Below are 19108 nucleotides of genomic sequence, written 5' to 3' on the forward strand. Positions count from 1 at the left end.
CATATGAATTAACGTAAGTCTGAAATGTAGACGTAATGATTTGTTGGGTAATTTTAATTCATGGTCAAATTGGTTTCATGATAAACTAGAAATACTCAATATTTGGAGGTAAATTTATGAAAAGACGTATCGGTTTATTATACGGGGGTAAATCCGCTGAGCACGAAGTTTCTTTGTCTACGGCGATGGCCGTAATTAAGGCAATTAACTTTGATTCTTACGAGGTGTACCCAATTTTTATTTCTCTTGATGGGCAATGGCATAGAGGAACACAATTAATGGCACCTGTCGAATCAATAGAACAACTACAATTTAAAGTAGATGGAAATAATAAACCAAATAATATAACAAAGTTTCTTATAGATGAAAATGGCGAGGAAGTAAATTTTGATGTAATTTTCCCATTACTTCATGGAACAAATGGTGAAGATGGTACTGTACAAGGCTTATTAGAGGTGTTAAACCTTCCTTATGTTGGGAATGGTGTGTTATCTTCAGCTGCAGGAATGGATAAAGTCATTATGAAGCAGCTCTTTGAAATTGCTGGGTTAAAACAAGTTCCTTTCGTTTACTTTATTCGTAATGAATGGAATAGTGAGCAAGATGAAATTTTAAGTAAATGTGAAAAAGAACTTTCCTGGCCGATGTTTGTTAAGCCTGCAAACTTAGGTTCTAGTGTGGGAATTAGTAAAGCAAACAATAAAGAAGAATTAGTAAAAGCTATAAAATTTGCTTTCCAATATGACAGAAAAGTATTGGTTGAACAAGGGATTATAGCAAGAGAAATTGAAATGGCTGTTTTAGGAAATGACAATCCAAAAGTCTCTGTTGCTGGAGAAATTAAGCCAAATACAGACTTTTATGACTATGATTCTAAATATAAAGATGGTTCAACTTCATTAATTATACCTGCAGTTATTACACCAGAAGTTGAAACAACTTTGAAAGAAATGGCAGTCCGTGCGTTCAAAATTTTAGATTGCTCTGGACTTGTTCGTTCAGACTTCTTTGTAACCCAAGATAATCAAGTGTTTATTAATGAAGTAAATACAATGCCTGGCTTTACACCAGTAAGCATGTATCCATTGCTATGGCAACATACCAATGTAAGCTACCCAGAATTAATCGATATTCTAATCCAATTGGCAATCGAACGCCATAATGAAAAACAACAACTTCAATACAATAAAGACTAAAGTAGGCGTAACGATGAGAAAAACTTTAAATGAAATTGCGAATTGGTTAAGTCAAGATCCTGTGAATTTTGGAGAAACAATAGTAACTGGTGTTTCGATTGATACACGTACAATTTCAAAAGGGGATCTATTTGTTCCGTTTCGTGGAGAATTAGTAAATGGTCATAAATTTGTAGAACAAGCGTTTGAAAAAGGGGCAGGGGCTTCACTTTGGTTAAAAGATGAACCTAATCCACCAAGTGACCGACCAATCATTTTTGTTGAAAGTGCTGAGCTAGCGCTTCAACAAATGGCTCGTGCATATCGTCAGCAACATAATGCTAAATTTATTGGTGTTACCGGATCAAATGGAAAAACATCTTCTAAAGATATATTAGCAAGCATGCTAACACCTTATTATAAAGTCCAAAAAACAATGGGTAATTTTAATAATGAATTAGGGTTACCCTTGACGATTTTATCCCTTGATGAAGATACAGAGATTGCAGTTTTGGAAATGGGTATGAGTGGTTTTGGTGAAATTGACTTTTTATCGAACTTAGCCAAACCGCATTATGCAGTGATTACAAATATTGGCGAAGCTCATATGCAAGACTTAGGGTCTCGAGAGGGAATTGCAAAAGCAAAGTTTGAAATTGTAAATGGCTTAGGTGTCGATGGAGTTTTAGTTTATGATGGTGATGAGCCGTTACTTCAAGAACTAGTTGCAAATGGCCCTAAATCAGTTCAATATTTAAGTTTTGGTTTCCAAGATAATCATGCTTTAACTGCCTATGATTTATCAACTGTTGACCAAGGAAGTAGTTTTAATGTGAGAGGGTTAATCAACGGGGATTTCTTTATTCCTGTTTTAGGTCAACATCAAGTGAAAAATACATTAAATGCAATGTTGATTGCAAATGCTTTAGGTTTAACGGAAGATCAAATTCGAAAAGGGTTACAACAAGTATCTTTAACGAATATGAGAATGCAATTAGTGAATGCAAAAAATAATATTTTATTTATTAATGATGCCTATAATGCTGCACCAACTTCAATGCGAGCTGCAATTGAGTTTGTGCAATCTACAACTATAAGGAATGATAAGTGGCTAGTACTTGGCGATATGCTTGAATTGGGTGAGAATGAGCAACAATTCCACGAGCAAATTGCTAATGTAATTGATCAGTCAAAGATCACGAAAGTTTGTCTATTTGGCCCACGAATGAATTGGCTTTACAATCAACTTAAAATGAACTTTGCATCCGAGCAGTTAGTCTATACGGAAAATGATTACAATGTGATCATCCAATATATTGAACAATATGCAAATGATGAGACCTTAATCTTATTAAAAGGTTCCAGAGGCATGAAGCTTGAAACCATTTTAAATGCATTTATCTAGCCGTAAAAAACCCTACTTTAAGTAGGGTTTTTTTAGTATAAAAAGTTCATTCAATTTGAACATAACTTGCGGTACCAAAGTAAAAAGACATGATAAAGCCTCTGATATATTTGTAATATTAAATGTGATAATATTTAGAAAAAAAGGGTATTGGGGTGAGTATCATAGCAATTGGGGTCCTTATGTTACATGGTTTTTCAGGAGGTCCGTATGAAATTATTCCATTGGCAAATTATTTAAAGGAACATACAGATTGGTTAATAGATACTCCAACTTTTACAGGTCATGGAGAAACTCTTTCTTTGCTAGGGTTTAAAGCAGAACATTGGATGATGGATGCTGAAATTGCCTTTCGAAAATTAGCGGAAAAGGTAAGTGAAGTAATAGTAATTGGTTTTTCCATGGGAGGTATACTAGCGCTTTATTTGGCAAAAAGATATAAAGTGAAAAAACTTGTATTATTAAGTGCAGCTGCAAAATATGTTGCGCCAGCCCAATTATTGACGGACCTACGTATAATGGCAAAGGATGCAATCAATGGGCATTTGAAAGATAATGAATTATTTATTAGGTACGAGAGCAAAATAATGAATGTTCCTGTTAGTGCTACGTTTCAATTTATGAAGATTGTAAAAATGGTGGAACCTTATATTCCATCGATTGATGTGCCAACCTATATTGTACAAGGAAAATACGATGGAATAGTTCCTTATACTACCGCACAATATTTATATGATTTACTACCAGCACATGAAAAAAATATGTATTTTTCACCGAAAGGAAAACACCATATTTGTTATAGTGAAGATTGTAATATATGGTTTCCAAAAATATTAAATTTTTTGCAAACAAAATAAAAAAATAGAAACTTAGGAGCATTATCGTTGCATAGGCAAGAGTTGCATGTTAGACTGTTTTAAGCAATGGATACATTTTGTGCAAAGGCTCTTCATGTTTTGTTGAAGAGTGCTTTTTTTTGAAATTAACGGTTTTATTCTATTGTTATTCATCACATTACGATATTAAAGTGTAGAATTGAACCGCTCGGCAAAGACCGGGCTTTCCTTTTCATATAAAGAGACTCTCTACAATTTAGGTAGAGATTTATTAAGTAACGGAAACGTTCCAAATTAGGCTCGAGTTTGCCGACACTTCATCTGAAAATGTAACCATTTGTCAACTTATAGGAAAAAGGAGAATGAAAGGTTTGACAAATTTTTCAGAATTAAATATTAGCGAATCGACATTACGTTCATTAAAGCGAATGGGATTTGAAGAAGCAACACCAATCCAAGAGGGAACTATTAAGTTTGCATTAGCAGGTCGTGACGTATTAGGCCAAGCGCAAACTGGTACAGGTAAGACTGCAGCTTTCGGAATACCTCTAATTGAAAAAATTGACCCAAAAAACCCGAATATTCAAGCGTTGATTATTGCCCCTACTCGTGAATTAGCAATCCAAGTTTCAGAAGAACTATATAAAATTGGTTATGATAAACGTATTAAGTTATTATCTGTGTACGGTGGTCAAGAAATCGGACGTCAAATTCGTGCGTTAAAAAATAACCCACAAATTATTGTTGGTACTCCTGGTCGTATTCAAGATCATATTAACCGTCGTACATTAAAGCTTGATGGAGTACAAACACTTGTACTAGACGAAGCAGACGAAATGCTTAACATGGGCTTTATTGATGATATTAATGCGATTTTAGAAAATGTACCAAAAGAACGCCAAACTTTACTATTCTCAGCTACAATGCCACCAGCAATTCAAAAAATTGCTCAAACATTTATGAATGAGCCTGAAAATGTAAAAATCAAATCAAAAGAAATGACAGTTGAAAATATCGAGCAATTTTTCGTAAAAGCTCAAGAGCGTGAAAAATTCGATGTATTAACTAGAATTTTAAATGTTCACCAACCGGAACTAGCTATCATCTTTGGTCGTACAAAACGTCGTGTAGATGAATTATCACAAGCTTTAAGTATCCGTGGTTATGTTGCAGAAGGAATTCATGGTGACTTAAGCCAAGCGAAACGTATGTCTGTATTACGTCAATTTAAGGAAAATAAAATTGATATTCTTGTTGCTACAGACGTAGCTGCACGTGGTCTTGATATTTCGGGCGTAACACATGTTTATAACTTTGATATTCCTCAAGATCCAGAAAGCTATGTTCACCGTATTGGCCGTACTGGTCGTGCTGGTAAATCAGGACTTGCAGTTACATTTGTAACACCACGTGAAATGGGTTATTTACGTATTGTGGAAGAAACTACAAAAAAACGTATGACACCACTTCGCCCACCAACTGAATCTGAGGCATTAGTTGGTCAACAGAAAGTAGCTATGGAGAAGTTAATTGAAATCGTACAAGCAAATGATTTAAATGACTACCGTATTTTAGCGAATGAATTATTAGAAGAGCATAATGCAGTTGATTTAGTTGCAGCAGCTATTAAATCAATGACAAAAGAACCTGATGAGACTCCAGTAACAATTTCGGAAGAGCGTCCATTACCAATGCGTAAAGAACGTTCAAGCGGAGGTCGCGGTCGCAGTGGTGATCGTGGTGGACGTCGTGACTTCGGTGGACGTCGAGATGGTGGCAGAGGTCGTCGTGAAGGCGGTCGTCGTGAAGGTGCTAGTGCTGGTGCTAGTCGTGATGGAGGAAGCCGTCGAGATGGTGGACGTCGAGATTCAGGAAGCCGTCGTCGTCGTAAAGAAGACTAATAATAAGTGTAATGGGTTAGGTTTAATCGCCTAAAACATGTAAAAAAATCGACAATGTAAAAATTGTCGATTTTTTATTTGCAAAAACGAAACATTTTTGTGTTATTTCACGTAGAATTGGCTAGATAGGAAAGGGGTGTTTTTGTGAGACAACAGCCAATTTATCAAATTCCGAGAAAAGGACTTACAGTTTGGCGTTTATATGGGTTATTTAGTACGTTACTTGTGCTAATCATTACAGGCATTATTTGTTTTTTAACTTATAAATTTGAAGGACCTTCACTTATTTATTTAATTGTAGCCTTAATCGTATTGTTAGTTTTAATCGGCTCCATTTGGATTCCTAAAATCCGATGGAATCATTGGCGTTATGAAGTGCGTGAACATGAAATAGAAATTCAAAATGGATTATTTATTGTGAAGAGAACCCTGATTCCAATGGTACGTGTCCAACACGTCGATACTGCACAGGGTCCTATTTTAAAGAAATATGATTTATCGAATATTTCAATTTCCACTGCTGCTACTACTCATATTATTCCGATGCTTATAACGGAAGATGCGGATCGATTACGTTCTCGAATATCAGAATTAGCAAGGGTGGCTGAAGATGATGTCTAATGAAAAGTTTAAGCTTCACCCTATTTCAGCGGTTATTAATTTCGTTAAAGGATTAAAGGATTTAATTATTCCATTTTTAATTATTTTCGTTACAAATGGGTTTAATTTTAATATTGATGTCAGGCAAGATGGATTTTGGATCGAGATCATTCCTACATTAATCGTTGTTGTTATTGCGTTTTTATATTTATTCTCTGGAATAATAAAATGGTGGACATTTGTATATTGGTTTGAAGATAACGAATTACGCGTGAAATATGGTTTGTTTGTAAAGAAAAAGAGGTTCATCCCTTTTGACCGAATACAGGGATTGAATTATAAAGAAGGAATATTCCATCGTATTTTTGGCCTTGTACAAGTTATGGTGGAAACGGCAGGGAGTACGAACGGTAGACCTGAAGCTGAGCTCACAGCGATTACAAAAGATGCTGCACAGCGAATTGAAAAAGAAACACAAAGAGCAAAACAAAGTTTAGATGTTCTAACAAATGTGGAGCAATTGCATGATAGTAGCGATGAGTTGTTACAAAGTGAACGAACTACTTCTAGAGTAGTTAGAAAAATGACACCAAAAGATTTGGTGATTCTTGCCACTACCTCAAATGGTATTGGCGTTGTTTTAACAGGGCTAGTTGCAGTCCTTTCGCAGTTTGCTGAATTCATTCCATATGAGTTAATTTATGAAGAAATTGCTGGCTTTATAAAATTTGGTTTTGCCGTTGTAGCACTGGCTGTATTTGTTGTTTTTTTATTTGCGTGGATTATTTCTGTTCTAATAACATTTATAAACTATTACGATTTTACGATTATTGAAGAAAATGAACGGTTAATAGTATCGAGAGGGCTACTTGAAAAGAAACGAGTAACCATCCCTTTAAATCGTGTGCAAGCAATTAAAATTGTTGAGAATCCATTAAGACAATTATTTGGATATGCAACGATAGTCGTGGAAAGTGCAAGTGGTGGTTTTGGAGAAAAGGAAAAAAAAATAACTCTAATACCTTTAATCCCAAAGAAAAAAATGAATGGCCCACTACAAGAATTATTTCCTCAATTTGAATGGAGCCCTATATTAAGCAAACCGCCGAAAAGAGCAAAACCATTTTTCTACCGAATTGATTTTATCTGGTTAGTACCGATTGTAGGGTTATGCACATATTTCTTTTATCCTTTTGGGTTGTTGTCAATTTTACTTATCATTCCTACAATCCTTTTGGGAATATGGCAATATAGAACGGCTGGTTATTCCATTAAACGAAATCAATTAACAATTGTTTATAGAATTATTAGCAGAGTCACATTTGTTGTTGAGAAAAAGCGAATCCAAGCACTTGAAAGAAGACAAAGCTATTTTCAAAACCGAAGACAAATTGCCTCAATCGAAGCTACAGTGATGTCTGGATTAGCAGGAGCTTCTGCTAAAGCACCTAACTTAAATGTTAAGGACGTAGACACTGTTATGGACTGGTTTGACCGATCAAAAGAAGGTATCGAAGAGGGAATAGAGCAACAAGAATAGATGCTTTTCTTTCTCTTTTCTTAATAATTGTTCAAAATAAAAAGAGTGTAGTTGAAGTCTTTTTTGACTCTCACTACACTCTTTTAATCGTTCAGTATGTCAACCTATATACATTATTTTTTTCGCCAGCTAATGATGTGTTTAGGGGAGAAATATGTGAGCCCTAATATAAATCCTGTCACTAACCCACCTAAATGACTTGCAATATTTATATTTGGTTGTATAAACGAAATGATTACACTAATAATGATGATCGGCATGATAATTTGTTTGAGTTGTGGCATGGTACGGCGTGTGTAGTACACAAGAGCAGCAAAAGCACCGAAAATTCCAAAGATTGCACCACTCGCACCAACACTAGCATACATACCATTGTAGCTTACAAACGTTACAACATTGCCTAAAATACCGGCAATGAAATAGATTGTCAAAAAACGAACCTTACCAGCGATTTTTTCCATCTCTGGTCCAAATAAAAATAGGGAAAACATATTAAATAAAACATGGAAAAAGCCGCCATGGATAAAAATTGAGGTAATTACTCTCCACCATTGACCATCTGCGATTAAATAATTTACACTCATTCCTAAATAAAAAATGGAATTCCCGACGATAGGAAGAATAGTTAAAATATACACGATCAAATTGATTGCGATTAATGAAGAGACAACCGGATAAAACTTAATAAATTGACGAAAACTTTCTCTCCGAATAAACATATATTCACCTCGATTTAAACACTATTATACATGGTATTGGAATAAGAATAAAAGGAGAAGGTTAAATGATAAAAGGAATCGGATTAGATATTGTAGAGATGGAACGAATACAAAAAGTGAAGAATCGATCTGATAAGTTTCAGCAAAGGATATTATCGGAAAGAGAACTAAACATATTTAAACAATTAAGCGAACAACGTCAGATTGAATTTTTGGCAGGTAGGTTTTCAGCAAAAGAAGCATTTTCAAAAGCGAATGGAACAGGAATAGGGCAAGGTTGTGAATTTCATCAAATAGAAATATTAAAAGATAAGTTAGGCAAGCCTGTATTATATTTTAATGGGCAAGCTGTGAGGGGATTTGTTAGTATTACCCATACAAAAGCTTATGCAGCAGCACAAGTTATCTTAATGAATGAAACTTTTTAGAAGAAAAATTGTATCTTTGTCCAAAAGTGATAGCATAATGTTCTATCCCCCCTCATATATTTGACGTATCGGAGCGAAAGTAGAAAGGATGGAGTTTTGAGACACAAATTAATCGCTTTTATCGTCATGTTGTTAAGTGTACTAGTGTTAGCGGCTTGTGGGGGAAATTCGCAGGAAGATGTATTGAAGGATTTAAGCAACAAATGGACTGATGTAAAAGGATACGAACTAGATGCCACAATGGAAATTAAAACAGGTGCAGAACCAAGAGTTTATGATGTTAATGTATGGCACACACAACCAGATCTATACCGGGTGAAAGTATCACAACAAGGCGAAGATGTCACACAAATGATTATTCGAAATAAAGAAGGCGTATTTGTTGTAACACCGTCGCTTAGAAAAACGTACAAGTTCCAAAGTGAATGGCCAAAACAAAACAGCCAACCATATTTAATTGGTGCGTTAGCTGAAGATTTACTGTCTGATGAGAAGTTAGTGATGGAAGAAGATGAGAAAAACTACATCTTCACAGCAGCAACAAGAAATAATCATAAGAGCATTATGCCTACGCAAAAAATTACAGTAGACAAGAAGTCAAAACTACCAACGAAAATTTCTGTATTAAATGACGCACAAGAAGAGCAAATTACAATTACATTCAAATCTATCGATATGAACAAACAACACCAAGAAAGTGAATATGCTGTAGAAAAGTTCACTGACAAAGATGACAGTAAGGCAGCTGCTTCAGCGCAAACAGAACAGCAAGACTTCCAAACTCATTACCCAGTTTTACAATGGGAAGATACAACTTTAGTTGGTGAAAAGGAAATTGCTGATAATGGGAATAAACGTGTTGTTTTAACTTTTGAAGGTGAAAAGGCGTTTACGCTTATGCAACAACCAATTGTTTATGATGAAGATTCAACACTTCCTGTATTTGCACCTGGTGATCCGGCAGATTTAGGATTTACAATTGGCGCAATTACGGACAACTCTATTAGTTGGGAATCAGATGGCGTATCATTCTTCTTAGCTTCTGAAAATTTAACAAAAGAAGAGATGATGGAAGTTGCGGTATCGGTAACTCCAGGAAGTATGAAATAAATTGTATTTCAATCAGTGGGGGACTTGATTAATCGTCACCCACTGATTATTACGTTAAAAGAATAATATTTATTTATAAGCTATAAAAATTTATAGATATGAAAGTATTTATTGGACTGTTACGAGTCTAACATATAAAATCGAATTATCTAAAAAGTGATTACATTATGTTTAATTTTCAGCAAAAGAGGGTATAAAATAAGTGGAACAAAAACAACACTTCCGTCCAACAAAAGCAATTATTGATTTACAAGCAATAAAAAATAATGTCAACCGATTAAAGAATTTTCTTCCACCAAACGTACAAATTATAGCAGTTGTAAAAGCTAATGCTTATGGTCATGGTGATATTGAAGTATCAAAGGCTGCAATAGAAGCTGGGGCTACAATGTTGGCCGTAGCCACACCTGAAGAGGCGTTACATATTCGAGAAAGTTTTCCCAACATAGATATATTAGTACTTGGGTACTCACCAGTCTCTTTCGTACCATATGCTGCAGAGAAAGATATTTCATTAACTGTATTTTCAACTGAATGGGTACACCAAATCCAAACTAAAACTGAACTCCTAAGACCATTAAAATTACATATAAAAATTGATACAGGCATGGGAAGAATAGGTGTAACTTCTGCAAACGATTTACTTAATTTATACGAAGCTATAAGTACTACATCAAATTTAATTGTTGATGGTGTATTTACCCACTTTGCCACTGCAGATGAAGAAGATGACTTGTATTTTAACAAACAAGTGATGAAATTCGAACAACTAGTTAACAAATTACCACAAAAACCGAGAATTGTTCATAGTGCCAATACTGCAACTACACTTGTAAAAGATCAACACCTTCTTTTTGACGCTGTTCGATTTGGTATATCAATGTATGGACTAGCACCTTCATCTTATGTCAAAACAAAGTTACCATTTCCATTAGAGGCTGCTTTTTCACTAGAAACTGAACTTGTAGCCGTGAAACAATTAGAAGCTGGCCAATCTGTTGGCTATGGTGCTACATATACTGCTGAAAAAACAGAACTGATTGGAACTTTACCAATTGGATATGCAGATGGATTAATTAGAAAATATAGTGGTCAACATGTATTAATTGATGGAATCCGTGTGCCAATTGTAGGAAGAATTTGTATGGACCAATGTATGATACTTTTACCAAAAGCATATAATATAGGCGAGAAAGTAACTTTAATCGGTAAACAAAATAATGAAGAGATTACAATTGATGAATGGGCAACAAGAGTCGAAACAATAAATTACGAAGTTCCTTGTATAATTACCTCAAGGGTTCCAAGAATTTACTTATAAAATAATTAAATACGACAAAATCTCCAACAAAAACCGATAAAAACAAAACAAATGTCATTTTATAAACTATCATGTCTTTTCAACTCGTATATTCGATGATAGAATGAAGTAATTAGAAATGGTACGGTTTTTGTGGAGGTGCTTGTTTTGTACGTAAAAAAAGTTGAAGAAGTAAAGGAAGTTAAAATTGAACTTCCACAAGAGATGGTAATCGAATTTAATGAGCAACTTGAGCGTAAATGTGCAGACAAAGAGAGCTTTGTCTATATTTCGTCACGCAGATTATCAACACACAAGCAACCAAATCAAATACGGGAAGCTTTAATGAAAGGCTATGTGGAAATGTCGCAGATTAATCTGACAATTTGTAGCGAATGTCTACAAGCAGAATATGAAGCCGAACATATGGTAGAGCGTCTCGTAAGCGGGGGATGACATATTTGATTGTGAAACGAGGGGACGTTTTTTTTGCAGATCTTTCTCCAGTGGTTGGATCTGAACAAGGCGGTACTAGACCCGTATTAATCATTCAAAATGATATAGGAAATAGATTTAGTCCCACAGTAATCATCGCTGCTATTACTGCGCAAATACAAAAAGCAAAATTACCAACACACGTTGAAATAGATGCTAAAAAATACGGGTTTGAACGGAATTCGGTAATTTTGCTTGAACAATTGCGCACTATCGATAAATCTAGATTAACCGATCGGATAACACAACTAGATGTTGAACTTATGGAAAAAGTGGATGTAGCACTTGAAATAAGCTTAGGACTAATGAAATTTTAAATACATAAATAATTCCATACTAAAGCACTTGAGACCCTGGTTTCAGTGCTTTTTTATATTTTTTTTAAAATGTTTGATAAATTTTACAAAATTAGTTTGCTGTAAATATAGATGTTACGATATATTAAAGTTAAATAATTCAAAAAAAATACATAATTTTCGATAATAAAATAGAATACTAAATTGTTTGTTCAAACTTCGAGTAAAGGTGGGGTGAAGCCATGAGTGAAAAATCAATAGTTGAGATTGTAACAGAATGGGATATTGTGACTGCGCGTCAACAAGGCCGTAATGAAGCAAAAGCTATTGGTTTTACCACAGTAGATCAAGCGAGGATTGCAACGGCAATAAGCGAACTAGCTAAAAATATTTATCTATATGCAAGTGAAGGCGATATCATTATTGAAAGATTAGAAGAAAATAATAGAATAGGAATTGCAATTACTGCAATAGATAAAGGTCCCGGTATTGCAAATCTTCAAAGTGTACTAGAAGATAGTTTTTCAAATTCGGGTAGTTCTAGTGTTGGTATTCCAGCTGTAAAAAGATTAATGGATAAACTTGAGATCGAATCGGAAGTGGGAAAAGGTACTAAAGTTAGAATTGAAAAATGGTTAAAGCGATAGGACGTGAAAACTATTGGGTTATCTACAAGTGCAATATGAAAAAATATTATCCGATTATTTAAAGAATCAAAGTGAAGAAAACTTATATATCGGTCAAAATTATATTCGTCAATTAATTCAAAAAAATATTACTCCTGAAGAGGTAATAAATATACATAAACAAGCAGTGGAACAACTTCATGGTACTTTACCAAAATATGTTGAACATGCATACGATTTTCTTATTGAAGTTATGGTTCATTATGGTCTAAAAGTAAAAGAACATCAAAGCTTACTCATGAAACAAGAAGAATTAAGAATCGAAATGGACATTGCTACAAAAATTCAAAATTTAATGCTAAAAACAAATATCCCGAAGCTAAATCAAATAGACATTGGCATGGTATCAGTTCCGGTTAGAAAAATGAATGGGGACTATGTTTACTTCTTACAAGATGATGGTCATCACGTTAGTGTTGCTGTAACAGATGTTGTGGGAAAAGGCGTTCCAGCTGCGCTTTGCATGTCGATGGTGAAATATGGTTTAGACACACTAGAATATGCAAACAATAACCCCTCTTATGTACTAGAGGTGCTAAACAGAATTATTGAAAAAAGTGTAGATGATAGTATGTTTGTCTCGCTGTTTTATGGACGATTTGATGTGGAGAATAATATTTTTACATATGGTTCAGCAGGTCATGAACCAGCATTTTATTATAATGCGAAAGAAAGTAAATTTTATGATTTAGAGAGTAAAGGGTTGTTATTAGGTATATTACCAGAAGTAAAATACCGCCAATCTGAAATTCACCTAAATGATGGTGATTTTATTATTATGTTAACTGATGGAGTGACTGAATTCAGAAAATTGGAAGAATTGGATTCCCGTCAATTAATTCGTGATATAGTAATGAAATTCAAACATTTAAATGCGCAACAAATGTGCGATGAACTTTATAAACAAATACTTTGCTATCAAAATTATCAGCTAGAAGATGATTTTACAGTAGTTATTATGAAAAAGTGACATGTTTCTCTATAAATCGTGTTTAATTTTCTGTATACAGGGTAAAAAAAGATAGTTTAATTGGAGGTGTCCTCATGAAGGTGAACGTACAACTTCGGGAAGATGGAGATATGTTACGTGGGAAAATAGAAGGAGAAATCGATACTTTTACAGCACCGATTTTGAGAGATGAATTAGAGACAATTACTATAGGGAAGTATAGTTTAATTGAACTTGATTTATCAAATGTAAATTATATGGATAGTACTGGTATTGGGGTTTTTGTAGGCTTTTATAAAAAGGTGAATAGAGAAGATGGAAAACTGAAACTTACACAATTGTCAGATCGTCTTACACGGCTATTTGAAATAACAGGTCTAAATGAATTAATGGATATCGAAACACTTAAAAAGGTGGAGCTAAGCGATGGAAACATTTGATTATATTGAAATAAAGATTCCGGCGAAGCCCCAATATGTTGGTGTAGTAAGGTTGACGGTTTCAGGAATGGCGACAAGACTGGGATTTAACTATGATGAAATTGAAGATTTGAAAATTGCCGTGAGTGAGGCAGTTACAAATGTTGTACATCACGCTTATACCGAAGCAGTAGGTGAAGTAGTTATTGGAAGCGCCCTTTATAAAAATAGATTAGAAGTAATGGTAGCCGATGACGGACATGGATTTAACTTTGAAGAAATTAAATCGAAAATTGGTCCGTATACTGAAAACGAAAGTGTTGAGGTGTTAAGAGAAGGTGGATTAGGCCTTTATTTAATGGAGACCTTAATGGACGAAGTAAGAGTGAAAAACGATGATGGGGTTACTGTTTTCATGACAAAATATGTCACCAGAGAGCAGGTGAAAGACAATGTCAAAAGAATCCCAACTAAGTAAAACGTCTAAGAAGGATCAAGTTCTGTTATGGATAGAAAACTATCAAAGAACGGAAAGCGATGAAGTGCTAACGCAATTGGTACTACACTTTCAACAACTAGTGGAGTCTATTGCACGTAAATATTCGTACGGCAAATCTCTATATGATGATATTGTACAAGTTGGTATGATAGGTCTATTAGGAGCAATTCGCCGTTTTGATCCATCCATTGGTGGGAGTTTTGAGGCATATGCAATACCAACAATCGTCGGGGAAATAAAACGCTTTTTAAGAGATAAGACATGGGATGTCCATGTACCCCGACGAATTAAAGAATTGGGTCCAAGAATAAAAGTTGCTGTGGAAACTTTAACCGCAAAGTTACAATACTCTCCTTCTATCATTGAAATAGCAGAGTATTTAAATGTTTCAGAAGAAGATGTTTTAGAAGCAATGGAAACTAGTAAAAATTATCAAGCGTTGTCAATTAACCATTCAATTGAATCGGAGTCTGATGGAAGCGCGGTTACATTGCTCGATATTGTTGGAAAAGAAGATGAGGGATATGAAAAGACGAATCAAAAGTTAATCTTTTCTGAAGTCGTTAATATTTTAGATGAACGTGAAAAACAAGTACTTCAACTAACTTATTTAAAACAAATGAGTCAAAAAGAAGTTGGAGATCAACTTGGTATATCTCAAATGCATGTATCTCGCATTCAACGAAAGGCAATCAAGAAACTTCAAGATGAAATATTAAAAAGCAGTGTGTTAATATAACCCGTTTAGGTCTACTCTTTGTTAGAAGGGTAGACTTTTTAACTTCATTCAGTAAGCGATATTAGAGAAGTGTGTTGTTAAAAATATTATAAGAAATGCTTTATGTTAAAATAACCGTACTAGTGTGAAAGGCAGTGAAATAATGGAAGATAAGAAATTGCTACAAATGATCGCAGTAGATACAAAAGTAAAGCTACATCAGGCAGAAGCGGTAATTAAATTATTAGAAGATGGAAACACTGTACCGTTTATTGCTCGGTACAGAAAGGAAGCAACAGGTTCGTTAGACGAGGTACAAATTAAGTCAATTGAAGATCGATATCATTACATACAGCAGCTTGAACAAAGAAAAGAAGAAGTCATTCGGATTATCGAAGAACAGGGAAAATTAACTGAGGAATTAGAGGCCTCTATTAAAGGAGCTACTATTTTACAACGAGTGGAAGATTTATATCGTCCATTTAAACAAAAACGTCGTACTAAGGCTACAATTGCGAAAGAGAAGGGACTAGAGCCACTAGCAGATCTGTTAATGAAATTTGGGAACAGTGATGTAGAAGGACTTGCTCTACCGTTTATCAATGAAGAGATAGGTGTAACAAATGTAGAAGAAGCGTTAGTAGGTGCTAAAGATATATTAGCAGAACGTTTTGCTGATGATGCTTCAGTACGTGACAAATTGAGAAAGCTCTCTTGGCGAGAAGGGCGCATCTTGACATCTGTGAAAGATGTAAATAAGGACGAGAAGAAAGTCTTTGAAATGTATTATGAGTATGAGGAACCTGTTAAGCATATAGTGCCTCACCGAATATTAGCTGTTAACCGTGGTGAAAAAGAAGACATTCTGAAAGTAACGATACAAATTCCACTTGATCAAGTGATTCAAATGATGGAAAAGGAATGGATTCCGGTAAATTCAAGATCATCATCAATCGCCCAAGTAAAAGAGGCAATTGAAGATGGATATAAACGTTTAATACAACCATCTATTGAACGTGAACTTCGAAATGAACTAACAGAAAAGGCAGAAGCTCAAGCAATTCATATTTTCTCAGAAAACTTAAGAAGCTTACTATTGCAACCGCCAATAAGAGGGAAAATGGTATTAGGTGTTGACCCTGCTTACCGGACAGGCTGTAAGTTAGCTGTAGTAGATGAAACAGGAAAAATGCTTGAAGTAACAGCAATTTATCCACATCCACCAAAACCAGATGTTGAAAAGTCGAAAGCTGTTGTTAAAGCGATGTTGGCTAAATATCCAATAAGTATTATTGCGATAGGAAATGGCACAGCTTCACGGGAAACAGAACAATTTATTGCAGATGTATTAAAAGAAGTTAATACAGATGTTCAATATGTCATTGTTAATGAAGCAGGGGCATCTGTTTACTCTGCATCAGAAGTAGCTCGTTCAGAGTTTCCAGATTTACAAGTTGAACAACGAAGCGCAGTATCAATTGCTCGTCGATTACAAGATCCATTATCTGAGCTCGTTAAAATAGAACCTAAAGCAGTAGGGGTAGGCCAATACCAACACGATGTATCTCAAAAGAAATTGGCAGAATCCTTAACTTTTATTGTAGAAACAGCGGTTAACCAAGTAGGGGTAGATGTAAATACAGCGTCTTCTTCGCTATTGCAGTATGTATCGGGCTTATCAAAGACTGTTGCTGAGAATATTGTAAATGCTAGAAGTGAGTCAGGAAAATTTACTTCACGTGCACAATTGAAGAAGATTCCACGATTGGGGGCCAAAACTTATGAACAAGCAATTGGATTCTTACGGATTCCAGATGCAAAAAACCCTTTAGACGCAACAGGTATTCACCCTGAAAGCTATAAAATTTCAGAGGAAATACTATCATTTGCCGGATTAACTAAAAAAGATGTTGGAACTAAAAAAGGTGAAGAAGCAATTGCGGAGTTGGACATTAAGGAACTTAGTGAGAAGCTAGGGGTAGGAGAAGTCACTATAAAAGATATAGTGGATACGTTAATGAAGCCAACACGCGACCCTCGTGATGCATTCCCACAACCTTTATTAAAAACAGACGTATTAAAGATGGAAGATTTACAAGTTGGTATGGAATTACAAGGGACAGTTCGAAACGTAGTTGACTTCGGTGCATTTGTTGATGTAGGTGTGAAACAAGATGGATTAGTTCATATTTCAAAATTACAGAAACGCCGTATTAAACATCCTCTAGAAGTAGTTTCTTTAGGGGATATCGTAACTGTATGGGTTGAAAAGGTTGAACCAGAAAAAGGCCGAATCTCTTTAACAATGCTACCACCAGAAAAACAAATCGATTAAAATAGAAAGTGCATGGCAAATATGCTATGCACTTTTTCTTATAGTTTAATATAAAAAAGCTTTGATTAAATGATTTTGTTTAACTGCATAAAGAATAAATAGAGTTAAAGGAGGGTGCTAACCTTGACAGATATTGAATTGCAATCTTTAGTAGAAAGAATATCAATCGAATACTTTCAGCGACCATTTTTACATACTGCATATTTTAATGCTCGTCTTCGAACAACAGGAGGGCGTTATTTATTAAGGAGTCATAATATCGAATTTAATAAAAAGTCCTACGAAACATTTGGTATTGAAGAATTGCGCGGTATTATTTTACACGAGTTATGCCATTATCACCTTCATCTACAGGGAAAAGGATATAAACATCGTGATGCTGATTTCAGAGCGTTGTTAAAAAAAGTAGGTGCACCGAGATTTTGCTCAACTATAGAAGAAAAAACAACGAAATCTAAAAGTCATGTAATTTATATTTATCAATGTATACAGTGTAAGCAACAATATCCAAGAAAAAGAAGGATGAATGTTGAACGATATCGTTGTAGTAAGTGCCTAGGTGAACTTCAATTAATAAAAGAGGGTCGTGAATAACTGGTATTTTAATTTTAGGAGGTAGTAAGCAAAGAACAAAATCTTATAAATTTAGTAAAATAACTTTGGAAAGTATGAATGACTTTTGGTATTATCGGTTAAGATATCATTTGCAACCAATATACAATGCTTGTTATAGAGGGATTTTTTAAAGTCTTTCAAAAAAAACGAACAAAAGTGTTGACTTCTTGTTAGCAGCTCTCTATAATAATAAAAGTCGACAAGATAAGTCGAAGAACAAGTTATTCCGAAGTAGCTCAGTGGTAGAGCAACCGGCTGTTAACCGGTTGGTCGTAGGTTCGAGTCCTACCTTCGGAGCCATGGCCCGTTGGTCAAGTGGTTAAGACACCGCCCTTTCACGGCGGTAACACGGGTTCGAATCCCGTACGGGTCACCATTAATAATTAAATTGAATGAAGAAATCTCTTAGGTCCCGTGGTGTAGCGGTTAACATGCCTGCCTGTCACGCAGGAGATCGCCGGTTCGATCCCGGTCGGGACCGCCATTGGGGTATAGCCAAGCGGTAAGGCAACGGATTTTGATTCCGTCATGCCCAGGTTCGAATCCTGGTACCCCAGCCATTTCATTCGAGCCATTAGCTCAGTGGTAGAGCATCTGACTTTTAATCAGAGGGTCGAAGGTTCAAGTCCTTCATGGCTCACCAGTTTTATTATTTAATTTGACATTGATAATAAATGGTGTATAATAAAAAAAGTCTTCATAAAACGCGGTCGTGGCGGAATGGCAGACGCGCTAGGTTGAGGGCCTAGTGGGGGCAACCCCGTGGAGGTTCAAGTCCTCTCGGCCGCACCAAAGCAAAATCGCATTCTAAAAAAACGCGCCCGTAGCTCAATTGGATAGAGCGTCTGACTACGGATCAGAAGGTTGTGGGTTCGACTCCTGCCGGGCGCGCCAAATTTTAACTTTATATGCGGGTGTAGTTTAATGGTAAAACCTCAGCCTTCCAAGCTGATGTCGTGAGTTCGATTCTCATCACCCGCTCCATTTAATGAACCTTGAAAACTGAACAACAAAACGTTAATGAAATAAACGTTTCTTTTAATTAAGAAACAAAATTTTGGACATCAAAATTGATGCCAGCT

Annotated in this window: 19 protein-coding genes and 8 tRNA genes; 26 read left to right on the forward strand and 1 reads right to left on the reverse strand. The window is 35.3% G+C overall.

What is annotated here, in order from left to right:
• Positions 1-116: 116 nt before the first annotated feature.
• From JOD29_RS18860 to JOD29_RS18885, 6 genes are all read left to right on the forward strand, one after another.
• Positions 117-1196, forward strand: a complete 1080-nt coding sequence (locus tag JOD29_RS18860) for a D-alanine--D-alanine ligase (protein ID WP_124766896.1) — start codon at positions 117-119, stop codon at positions 1194-1196.
• 13 nt (positions 1197-1209) lie between these two features.
• Positions 1210-2580 carry a UDP-N-acetylmuramoyl-tripeptide--D-alanyl-D-alanine ligase gene (locus JOD29_RS18865; RefSeq protein ID WP_124766895.1) on the forward strand — a complete coding sequence of 457 codons (1371 nt, stop codon included), beginning with the start codon at positions 1210-1212 and terminating at the stop codon, positions 2578-2580.
• A 164-nt stretch (positions 2581-2744) separates the two neighbouring features.
• On the forward strand, positions 2745-3437 hold the full coding sequence (locus JOD29_RS18870; protein WP_124766912.1) for an alpha/beta hydrolase: 693 nt from the start codon (positions 2745-2747) through the stop codon (positions 3435-3437).
• 350 nt (positions 3438-3787) lie between these two features.
• On the forward strand, positions 3788-5317 hold the full coding sequence (gene cshA, locus JOD29_RS18875) for a degradosome RNA helicase CshA (RefSeq protein ID WP_124766894.1): 1530 nt from the start codon (positions 3788-3790) through the stop codon (positions 5315-5317).
• A gap of 144 nt (positions 5318-5461) precedes the next feature.
• Positions 5462-5938: a PH domain-containing protein gene (locus JOD29_RS18880; RefSeq protein WP_124766893.1), complete on the forward strand. Its 477-nt coding sequence runs from the start codon at positions 5462-5464 to the stop codon at positions 5936-5938.
• The gene (locus tag JOD29_RS18885) at positions 5931-7457 is read left to right on the forward strand and encodes a PH domain-containing protein (protein WP_124766892.1); all 1527 of its coding nucleotides are present in this window, start codon (positions 5931-5933) and stop codon (positions 7455-7457) included. Before JOD29_RS18880 ends, JOD29_RS18885 begins: the two co-directional genes overlap by 8 nt.
• Before the next feature lie 113 nt (positions 7458-7570).
• Here JOD29_RS18885 and JOD29_RS18890 read toward each other — a convergent pair whose 3' ends face one another.
• Complete coding sequence (locus JOD29_RS18890) at positions 7571-8176, reverse strand: rhomboid family intramembrane serine protease (protein ID WP_124766891.1); 606 nt, start codon at positions 8174-8176, stop codon at positions 7571-7573.
• Positions 8177-8241: 65 nt separating this feature from the next.
• Here JOD29_RS18890 and acpS point away from each other — a divergent pair, with 65 nt between their 5' ends.
• The 20 genes from acpS to JOD29_RS18990 all read left to right on the forward strand — a co-directional run bounded on the left by acpS (position 8242) and on the right by JOD29_RS18990 (position 19010).
• Positions 8242-8604, forward strand: a complete 363-nt coding sequence (gene acpS, locus JOD29_RS18895) for a holo-ACP synthase (protein WP_124766890.1) — start codon at positions 8242-8244, stop codon at positions 8602-8604.
• Positions 8605-8700: 96 nt separating this feature from the next.
• Positions 8701-9714, forward strand: coding sequence for a LolA family protein (locus tag JOD29_RS18900; protein ID WP_124766889.1), 1014 nt, complete (start codon positions 8701-8703; stop codon positions 9712-9714).
• A gap of 202 nt (positions 9715-9916) precedes the next feature.
• On the forward strand, positions 9917-11035 hold the full coding sequence (gene alr / locus JOD29_RS18905) for an alanine racemase (protein WP_124766888.1): 1119 nt from the start codon (positions 9917-9919) through the stop codon (positions 11033-11035).
• Between the two features lie 147 nt (positions 11036-11182).
• Positions 11183-11470 (forward strand): transcriptional regulator, encoded by a 288-nt coding sequence (locus JOD29_RS18910; protein ID WP_124766887.1) that lies wholly within the window; start codon positions 11183-11185, stop codon positions 11468-11470.
• 5 nt (positions 11471-11475) lie between these two features.
• Complete coding sequence (locus JOD29_RS18915; RefSeq protein ID WP_124766886.1) at positions 11476-11826, forward strand: type II toxin-antitoxin system PemK/MazF family toxin; 351 nt, start codon at positions 11476-11478, stop codon at positions 11824-11826.
• Positions 11827-12047: 221 nt separating this feature from the next.
• Entirely contained in the window at positions 12048-12452 is a 405-nt protein-coding gene (locus JOD29_RS18920) for an anti-sigma regulatory factor (protein ID WP_124766885.1), read from the forward strand.
• 13 nt (positions 12453-12465) lie between these two features.
• Positions 12466-13461, forward strand: a complete 996-nt coding sequence (locus JOD29_RS18925; RefSeq protein WP_124766884.1) for a PP2C family protein-serine/threonine phosphatase — start codon at positions 12466-12468, stop codon at positions 13459-13461.
• A gap of 74 nt (positions 13462-13535) precedes the next feature.
• The gene (locus JOD29_RS18930; protein WP_124766883.1) at positions 13536-13880 is read left to right on the forward strand and encodes an STAS domain-containing protein; all 345 of its coding nucleotides are present in this window, start codon (positions 13536-13538) and stop codon (positions 13878-13880) included.
• Positions 13867-14337 (forward strand): anti-sigma B factor RsbW, encoded by a 471-nt coding sequence (gene rsbW / locus JOD29_RS18935; RefSeq protein WP_124766882.1) that lies wholly within the window; start codon positions 13867-13869, stop codon positions 14335-14337. Before JOD29_RS18930 ends, rsbW begins: the two co-directional genes overlap by 14 nt.
• Complete coding sequence (gene sigB, locus JOD29_RS18940; protein WP_124766881.1) at positions 14312-15097, forward strand: RNA polymerase sigma factor SigB; 786 nt, start codon at positions 14312-14314, stop codon at positions 15095-15097. Before rsbW ends, sigB begins: the two co-directional genes overlap by 26 nt.
• A 166-nt stretch (positions 15098-15263) precedes the next feature.
• Complete coding sequence (locus JOD29_RS18945) at positions 15264-17411, forward strand: Tex family protein (RefSeq protein WP_420844567.1); 2148 nt, start codon at positions 15264-15266, stop codon at positions 17409-17411.
• Positions 17412-17534: 123 nt separating this feature from the next.
• On the forward strand, positions 17535-18005 hold the full coding sequence (locus JOD29_RS18950; protein WP_124766879.1) for a SprT family protein: 471 nt from the start codon (positions 17535-17537) through the stop codon (positions 18003-18005).
• A 246-nt stretch (positions 18006-18251) separates the two neighbouring features.
• Positions 18252-18326, forward strand: a tRNA-Asn gene (locus JOD29_RS18955).
• A 1-nt stretch (position 18327) separates the two neighbouring features.
• Positions 18328-18402 (forward strand) — tRNA-Glu (locus JOD29_RS18960).
• Between the two features lie 32 nt (positions 18403-18434).
• A tRNA-Asp gene (locus JOD29_RS18965) sits at positions 18435-18510 on the forward strand.
• Position 18511: 1 nt separating this feature from the next.
• Positions 18512-18586 (forward strand) — tRNA-Gln (locus JOD29_RS18970).
• Positions 18587-18594: 8 nt separating this feature from the next.
• A tRNA-Lys gene (locus JOD29_RS18975) sits at positions 18595-18669 on the forward strand.
• Positions 18670-18732: 63 nt separating this feature from the next.
• A tRNA-Leu gene (locus tag JOD29_RS18980) sits at positions 18733-18818 on the forward strand.
• A 25-nt stretch (positions 18819-18843) separates the two neighbouring features.
• Positions 18844-18920: transfer RNA gene (locus JOD29_RS18985), tRNA-Arg, on the forward strand.
• Between the two features lie 16 nt (positions 18921-18936).
• Positions 18937-19010: transfer RNA gene (locus JOD29_RS18990), tRNA-Gly, on the forward strand.
• Positions 19011-19108 lie beyond the last annotated feature (98 nt).

The sequence above is a fragment of the Lysinibacillus composti genome (assembly GCF_016908465.1).
Lineage (GTDB): Bacteria > Bacillota > Bacilli > Bacillales_A > Planococcaceae > Ureibacillus > Ureibacillus composti_A.

Bases quoted from the DNA above. Each gene is read 5' to 3' on its own strand.
- JOD29_RS18930 (WP_124766883.1), top strand. From the start codon at position 13,536: ATGAAGGTGAACGTACAACTTCGGGAAGATGGAGATATGTTACGTGGG.
- JOD29_RS18865 (WP_124766895.1), top strand. From the start codon at position 1,210: ATGAGAAAAACTTTAAATGAAATTGCGAATTGGTTAAGTCAAGATCCT.
- JOD29_RS18945 (WP_420844567.1), top strand. From the start codon at position 15,264: ATGATCGCAGTAGATACAAAAGTAAAGCTACATCAGGCAGAAGCGGTA.
- JOD29_RS18860 (WP_124766896.1), top strand. From the start codon at position 117: ATGAAAAGACGTATCGGTTTATTATACGGGGGTAAATCCGCTGAGCAC.
- JOD29_RS18890 (WP_124766891.1), bottom strand. From the start codon at position 8,176: ATGTTTATTCGGAGAGAAAGTTTTCGTCAATTTATTAAGTTTTATCCG.
- JOD29_RS18885 (WP_124766892.1), top strand. From the start codon at position 5,931: ATGTCTAATGAAAAGTTTAAGCTTCACCCTATTTCAGCGGTTATTAAT.
- sigB (WP_124766881.1), top strand. From the start codon at position 14,312: ATGTCAAAAGAATCCCAACTAAGTAAAACGTCTAAGAAGGATCAAGTT.
- JOD29_RS18920 (WP_124766885.1), top strand. From the start codon at position 12,048: ATGAGTGAAAAATCAATAGTTGAGATTGTAACAGAATGGGATATTGTG.
- acpS (WP_124766890.1), top strand. From the start codon at position 8,242: ATGATAAAAGGAATCGGATTAGATATTGTAGAGATGGAACGAATACAA.
- rsbW (WP_124766882.1), top strand. From the start codon at position 13,867: ATGGAAACATTTGATTATATTGAAATAAAGATTCCGGCGAAGCCCCAA.